The sequence below is a fragment of the Candidatus Hydrogenedentota bacterium genome (genome assembly GCA_018005585.1).
Taxonomy (GTDB): domain Bacteria; phylum Hydrogenedentota; class Hydrogenedentia; order Hydrogenedentales; family JAGMZX01; genus JAGMZX01.
Map to the genome: position 1 here is coordinate 1 of JAGMZX010000210.1, position 7,445 is coordinate 7,445.

Here is a 7,445-nt window from a genome sequence, read left to right on the forward strand (position 1 = left end):
TTGCTGCGCGTAATTCAGTTCTACAACTCCGGTGGGTTTCATTGCGCAGACGATCCGGGCAGCACCGAAGACGGCTACGTGCCCGGCGCGGGCGCGGACCAGACCTGCTGCCCGCACGACAGCGACTATGCGCCATCTGGTCCGGACTGGCAGGTCAAGCTGACGGAATTGCTGCGCGTGATCCAGTTCTACAACTCCGGCGGGTATCACTACTGCCCGGCGGACGGTACGGAGGATGGTTTCTGCCCGGGATTGTCCTAACCTATCTCCGTACCTGCGTCAGACGCGATGATGCGAAATACGGCGGTTGCCCCGCTGGCGATGTCAGCATCATGGGGCGCCGTCCTCATACGAGTGTCTTGCCGCGGGTTCTGCGAGGAACGCGCGGCAGGTGGGGTGTTTCCCATTCTCTGCGCGCTACCGTGTTGGCTGGTCTGTTTCCGGGTCTTGAGTGGCGATTCGAGTCCCATGAAGGCTCTATAAGGCTCTATAAGGTCATTGCGCTTCAGAAGGGTCGGTGTTATATTCGAGTTTGATGGTTGAGGTGATGGTTGGCCTGGACCGGGAGCCTGCAGAGGCCGTGGTGGCCCAAGCTGCGGACAGTCAGACTCTTGAGGGGTTTGCGGCATTTTTCCTGACAGGGCGATGCCGCATTACAGGCAACCGGAATAACGGGGAGTGCAGCAATGAATCGACTCAGTCTACTTTATCCCGCCGTTCTTTGTGGTATCTGTTTCTTAATGCAAGTCACGGATGCCGTCTCGGCGATCCCCCTTGTTGTTAATCATCAGGGGCGGATTATCGTGGGAGATACCCCGTTTACCGGCACAGGCGGCTTCCGGTTTGCGCTGGTGGACGCCGGTACAGCCGCAAACCTGTGGACAAACGACGGTTCTGCTATCGGGACCAGTCAACGGCCGGAAAACGCAGTGGACGTAACCGTCGTGAATGGCGTGTATAACGTTGGTCTTGGCGACACGACCGTGCCGGGCATGTTCGCGCTGCCGGACACCGTCTTTGAGAGCGCGGAAGTCCTCTTGCGCATTTGGTTCGATGACGGGGTGAACGGGATTCAATACCTGACGCCGGACCAGTCGATTAGTAGCACGGCGTATGCGTTTCACGCGTTGGCTGCCGAGGATGCGGACACCGTGGACGGTGCACAGGCGGCTGACCTCGAGGAATCCGCCGAGATCGATGCGGCCATCTCTGCGCACACCGCCGACACGGCGGCTCACGGGAACATTGAACTGGATGCCGCCCGCCTCACAACGGGCACCTTGGACCTCGCGCGCGTTCCACAGGGGCCGGGCAGCGGACTGGACGCTGACCTGCTTGACGGCCAGCATGCGGGCGATTTTATGAGCGCTGGAACCGACAACTGGGTGAACGCAGCCGGCGACACCATGACCGGGCCACTCGTAATCGACCAGGCGATAACACAACCGCTGATCGAAGCGACCAATGCGTCTACGACCGCAATTCAAGGCACTACCGGCTACACTCACGGAAACGCCGTCAGAGGCTTTGCCAATGGCGCGCAAGGCCGAGGCATTTACGGGGAAGCCATCAGTGATACTGACAATATCAACTACGGCGGGTACTTCGTTGCCCGGGGGCATCAAGCCCGCGCGGTTTACGGCGCGGCGGAATCCGAGGAAACGATGACGAAATACGGCGGATATTTCTTGGCCAAGGGTGGCAATGGTATTGGCTGTCGCGGGGAGGCAAACGGTGACAACGGGAAAGGGGTATACGGTTATGCGACGAATGAGGGAGACGTCACCAATTACGGCGGGTATTTTGTAGCAAGGGGCACGAGCGGCAGAGGCTGCTATGCAGCCGGAAAAGCTTTTGACTTCTATGCTGGCGGCACGGGCCCTGACTACGGCCCTTTCACAGGTGCACACGAGGTGAGAATCGCGCCGGACAGCCTTTCGCTGCGTCCAGGGATGGTGGTATCGGCCACCGGATCAACTGCGGTGAGATCGGACGAGCAAGGCAGTCCCACCCTTTCGTCGACCATGCCGGAGATTGCGGTGTCCACAATCCCGAACGACCCGGCGGTTCTGGGGGTATTTGTCATGGAATCGCCACTGGATGAAGACCACTGGTATGCTGCCAAGACGGACGAACGCTTCGCGGTCGTAAATGCATTGGGCGAAGGCCGGGTATGGGTCTGCAACGCAAACGGCCCCGTGCGCGTAGGCGATTATGTCGCCAGTTCCGCCGTGCCTGGCTATGCGCAGCGCCAGGACGATGATCTGTTGCACAGTTACACGCTGGGCAAGGTCATCGAAACCGTCGATTGGGACAATGTCGCCGACACCGTCACAGTTGGCAATGAAACGTATGCCGTATACCTGGTTGCAGTCGTGTACACCAGCGGATGAACCGGACGAGAACAGCCATGCCAAAAAGCAGTGCGCAAATCTATGTGTTGCTCGTTCTTATGTGGTGCGTCTCCAGCGCAGTGCTGGCGCAGGTCGCCACGTCTCCGAGTTACACGCTCGAAACGACAGTGATCGATGGTGCGGGCGGTGTAGCGGTCTCGCTCGACTGCCTCCTACTGAGCGCCACCGCACAACCGGGAATTACTGGCGCGGTCAGTACGGCAGCATACATCGCGGGCTATGGTTTCATTTCTTGCGTAGCAGGATTGATGGAAGGAGGCGAGGGCGAGGGCGAGGGTGAGGGCGGGGGCGAAGGCGAGGGCGAGGGTGAGGGCGAAGGCGAGGGTGAAGGCGAGGGCGAAGGGGAAGGCGAAGGCGAGGGCGAAGGCGAGGGCGAGCCGTGCGTCGATGAATGGCATACCGCTGACCAGGATCACAGCAGCAAGATCGAATTGACCGAGTTGCTGCGCGTGATCCAGTTCTACAACTCGGGCGGCTTCCATTGTGCGGATGACCCGGGCATTACGGAGGATGGTTACGTGCCCGGTGCGGGCGCGGACCAGGCCTGTTGTCCCCACGACAGCGACTACGCGCCGTCCGGGCCGGACTGGCAAATCAAGTTGACCGAACTCCTGCGCGTCATCCAATTCTACAACTCCGGCGGGTGCCACTGGTGCCCCGGCGAGGGCACGGAGGATGGGTTCTGCCCCGGCGTCGCGCGGGGCGGCTGGATGGAAGCGGAATACGCTTGCCGGGAACGTTGAACAAACTGAGATCTCAAGGTTGAGACCTTAGATTCGTCTTGGCGCGCCACGCGAACCGCGGCGTTGTGCGGCCGGCTTATTCGGGGCGCGCCACGCTCATGTAGATCGAATTGGCGGCAGCCAGATTCAGATTGCTTATCAACACGATGACATGGCCCGGCCCAGCGGGTTCGTCCTGCTTGTCGAAGTCCTGGAGGTCGCCGCAATCGAAGTAGCCGTTTCCGTTGAGGTCCAGCAGGGCAAACTGTTCCGCGGACAACGCCCCGCCAAATTCGGCCAGTTCGAGGAAGCCGTCGCCATTGGCGTCGAGCAGGCCCAGCGGATCGATGCTCAAGGCCGGCAGAACGGTCAGCACCTCCTGCAACGAGAGCAGGTTGTCGCCGTTGGTGTCCGCGAGTGCGAAGGCGATGTCCGAAACGGTGGGGTCCAACACGCGGATTTCCGCAAGGGAAAGACCGCCGTCGCCATCGAGGTCGAATGCGGGCCAGAGCAGTGTAACGAGGAGCACGGGGTCGTCCGGCAGCGGGCATGGCGGCGAATAGGGATTGAGAATCAGGCTTGAAGATGCTTGCTCCAATTCGACGCCGTCTTCGCCCTCGGGATAGACCTTGACCGCGACGCTGTTGCCTCGCTCGTCCTCGGCCCATTGTTCCCGGTTAAAGGTGAAGGTAAGGTCCCGGGTTTCAGGATCCACTTCCACAAGAACCGCGCGGCTGCTGAGCGGCGGGATATCGCGCAGCGCCGGTTCCGTGGCGGCGTCCACGCTGAGCAGGCTGCCCCCTTCATCGAACGCGGCGGCCACCACATGAGCTTCGTCCAGGCGGTCCTCCTGAAGCGTAAAGGGTTCGCGTTCCGCGTCGCTCGGCCGGAGCCGCGCGAGGACACTGCCTTCGACGGCCCGTTCGCGCGCAAAGAACCAATACAGAGCGGGCAGCGACTGCGAGAAAAAGGCGTTCATCACCTCGTCCGCGGTGAGGCGCAGTTCGCGTTGCGCGCGGTCAAAGGAGACCGTTCCCGGCGGTGACGCGAGGACCACGCGCACACGTTCGAGCAAGCCCCGGTTTATCTCCGCCGAGGCGAACAGATACGCGAGCGGGTCGATGTCGAATGCGTTGGCGAGGAAGAGGAAGAAATCCTGCGCCGCCGTCGCATAACCGGGCGCGGCGTTGCTGAATGCGGAGAAGAGCGGGTCAGACAGGTTGGCCGTTTCACCAGCGTCAAAAGACCGGGCCGTGGCGAAATTGTCGAGGAGCTGGCCCACGTACGCGCCGGCGCCGTCCAGGAGCGGCTGTGCAAACGAGATCACGAGGGGGTTGCCTTCCGCATCCACATCTGTGGGGCTCGCGGCGGCAATCACGGGCAGGTCGTAACCGTCGAAAGCGGCGCCGTACAGCGCTTCGGCCAAGGCGTTCTCCAAGCTCAATTCCTGCGCGCCGTCCGGGTTCTCCGCGAGATTCGCCGCATTGTGCAGCGAAACGTTGATGAGTTGCCGGGGGTCCAGGCCGAGAACGCCGAACTGGCGGGTTGTGGGCGTAAGGTCCGCGAAGCGCTCATAGTCCGTGACGTAGAGGCCCGCGAAGTTGTAGAAAACGAGTTCATAGACGCCGTTCGGCGATACGAGCGCCGGGCTGCGCAGGCCGTTCCCCTCGAAGCGCGTTGCCGTTTCTTCGAGGTATTCTTCAATGGCGTTCAGCGTGGCGTTCGTCTCCGCCTGCGTGAAATCGGCGCGGCTATAAAGGTCTGTATGATCGATATCGCCCAGGCGCAAGGCGGTCAATTGCTGCAACATAAGCGGGCTCAACCGCAGCCTCCACTGGGGCTGCCAGGTTTGGCTGGTCAATACCTTGCCCTCGGAGAAGTCGAGTGTCCGTGCGTAGCTGTCGGGCCGGTAGACGACGCCAAACGTGGCCTTGCTCGGCAGCGCGGCCACGGGAACGACCAGCGTATCTCCCGTCACCTGGCCGAAGAGGGGAAATGACAGGCCGTCTTCAAGTTGGGCCAGCAGATGTATCTTGTCGCCGTTGCGGTGTTCGGGGGGCACCGCTCCGGACAGGAAAGTGAACGTGATTGTGGCGGGGGCCAGGGTCCCATCCGGTTGCGGGGCCGCGAAACCGCCGTCTTCGCTGTCGTGCGAGATTTCGAAAGCATCGGAAAGAATGAAGACGGGCTCCGGCGCGTTGACGAGGAAGGGCGCATCCTGCAGGGTAATTCCCACGCCAGTATCGCTTTGCAGGGCGTTGGCCGGCACGGACACGATGGCGGGGCCCGCATTCACCGTGCCGCCTTCAGGCCCGATCAGGGCGAAAGTGCTGCGGGCATACACGGTGACCCGGTTCTCGAGGATGATCGTGTCGCTGCCATAGGCTGTCTGGACGGTCAGTTGGACGTCGTACACGCCTGGCGCCGTGTAGGTATGCTGCGGGTTTGGCTTGTTCGCGACGTTGCCGTCGCCGAAATTCCAGAACCAGGCATAGATAGCGCCCGAACCGGGCAGCGACGCGTCCGTGAACCGCACCGTTAGAGGCACAAATCCCTCCGTCACGTCGGCCTGAATATTCGCTTCCGGTTTGTCGGGGTCGCGGGTAAAGAGTGGGCACCCCGCAAGGCCGAGGATGGCGGCAACCAATACCAACCGGAGCATGAGAGATGAAACGCGCAGCATAAGAATGATCCTTCCCTCCGGCCGCGGTCCGTGCCTTTGCACCCTGACCCGCGACGAACAAGACACAACACGACCTAAACCCAATCCAGGTTTAAGTTTGCGGAAACCGGGCGGAAAAGTCAACTGTTTTCCCCTGACTGTGTTTTCCCCAAGTTGCCCGGAGCGGGCTACTCTTCGGCGCGCGGCTCTTCCAGCGCCGGGACCGGTTCGCGGTCCGGCAATTGTTGCCGCGCCGCGCGTTCCCGCGCGCGCAAGGCATGTACGGGACACTTCGGGTCACAGACCATGCACGTGCCCACGCATTCGGTGCGATCCTCGTATGTGTTCGCGTCGCTCATGGTCATGCGCACCAGGGCCGCTCGCGGTCCGCGAGCAGTGCCAGCGTCTCGACGGCAATTGCAGCGTCCTCGTGCACCTGAAAATCGAACATGCCCGCGCAGATGAAATCGGCGCCATGCTCGAATGCGTACTGGAACCCTTCCCTCGGGTGAATTGCGCCCGCGCCCAACACCTTGAACGCGATCCACGGCACCGCCGACGTGCGGAAGAACGCCTCCGTTTCCTCCGGCGTCTCTTCCCACACGCTGTCTTTGCGCGGCATCGGCCCCGCGGACCAGTAGTTCTTTGCGTTGAACGTCTTCATGTAGAAATCGGGCGTGATGTGGGCTTTGACGCACGCATGGAGCACGTCGATGGCGTGCGCGCCCACGCCCGCGGGCACACCGTGCGACTTGATACGCTCCACGGTCTGACCCAGCTCATCGACCCAACCCATTTCCACAAATCGGTCGCCCGTTTCCCCCTGGATATACACCGCGGCGGCCCCGCGGTCGACCGCACGGTCGATATCGGCAAACAGGTCGCGCTCGCGCGGCTTGACCTGGGCGATCCACTGCAGATGGCCGCCCCGCTCGCCCCAGTGTTTGTCCAGTATGCGCAAGGTGTTGTCATCGAAACGCAGCAACGCCGTGTTGATCCCGTTCTCTTCGCAGCGCTGGAACGTTTCGAGAACTTTCTCGTCGGTGAAGTATTGGCGCAGCAACTCGGACACGTAGATGAGGTCGCGGCTGTGCGCGAAACCGCTGATCAGGTTGCCGCCGCAGATGAGCCGGCTGACCTCCAGCCCGCCCAGCTTGCCGCGCGGCATGGCCGCGCCAGGCGATTCTCCCGTTTCCTCCGGCGCGTTGCCCAGTCGCGCCAGAAGGGTTCTGTCCTCGAAACGGAAGCCCGCGGCCGCCGTTGTCGAAGCGGCCATGGCTCCGTGGAGAAAGGCGCGCCGGCTCATGGACCCGGGCATCAAGACACCCTCCTGTTCAGTCTGGAAACACTCGGTCTTCAGGCCTGAATGCCACGGTAACACGGTCTTGCCGCCCGAGGCAATGGGCATCCGTAGCGCGCGTGGCACGGGCGTCCCGCCCGTGCGGGAGGAACACGGTCTCCGCTTTCACGGAGATGATGCCCATGCCACGGGACGCCTGCTGTATTCACGGGGCGGTTCCTTCGGTGTCGCCAGCCGGTGGCCTGCCACGACGGCAGCAGCACGGGAATGCGCCGCCGCGGACGACCGCATGAAGCGACACCAGCAACGCCACCGCTTCCATATCCGTCCGAGGCAATAATCCGGGT

General features: G+C 62.1%; 6 protein-coding genes. 3 read left to right on the forward strand and 3 right to left on the reverse strand.

What is annotated here, in order from left to right:
• From KA184_22115 to KA184_22125, 3 genes are all read left to right on the forward strand, one after another.
• A partial coding sequence (locus KA184_22115) for a hypothetical protein (protein ID MBP8132285.1) occupies positions 1-261 on the forward strand: 261 nt, incomplete at its 5' end.
• Positions 262-686: 425 nt separating this feature from the next.
• Positions 687-2,393: a hypothetical protein gene (locus tag KA184_22120; protein MBP8132286.1), complete on the forward strand. Its 1,707-nt coding sequence runs from the start codon at positions 687-689 to the stop codon at positions 2,391-2,393.
• A 17-nt stretch (positions 2,394-2,410) separates the two neighbouring features.
• A complete protein-coding gene (locus KA184_22125; protein ID MBP8132287.1) occupies positions 2,411-3,157 on the forward strand; it encodes a hypothetical protein in 747 nt (248 codons plus the stop codon).
• A 76-nt stretch (positions 3,158-3,233) separates the two neighbouring features.
• On the opposite strand, the gene KA184_22130 is transcribed toward KA184_22125, so the two are convergent.
• From KA184_22130 to KA184_22140, 3 genes are all read right to left on the reverse strand, one after another.
• The gene (locus KA184_22130; GenBank protein ID MBP8132288.1) at positions 3,234-5,819 is read right to left on the reverse strand and encodes a PKD domain-containing protein; all 2,586 of its coding nucleotides are present in this window, start codon (positions 5,817-5,819) and stop codon (positions 3,234-3,236) included.
• A 167-nt stretch (positions 5,820-5,986) separates the two neighbouring features.
• Positions 5,987-6,157 (reverse strand): hypothetical protein, encoded by a 171-nt coding sequence (locus tag KA184_22135; protein ID MBP8132289.1) that lies wholly within the window; start codon positions 6,155-6,157, stop codon positions 5,987-5,989.
• A 2-nt stretch (positions 6,158-6,159) separates the two neighbouring features.
• Positions 6,160-7,116 (reverse strand): hypothetical protein, encoded by a 957-nt coding sequence (locus KA184_22140; protein ID MBP8132290.1) that lies wholly within the window; start codon positions 7,114-7,116, stop codon positions 6,160-6,162.
• Between the last annotated feature and the right edge of the window lie 329 nt (positions 7,117-7,445).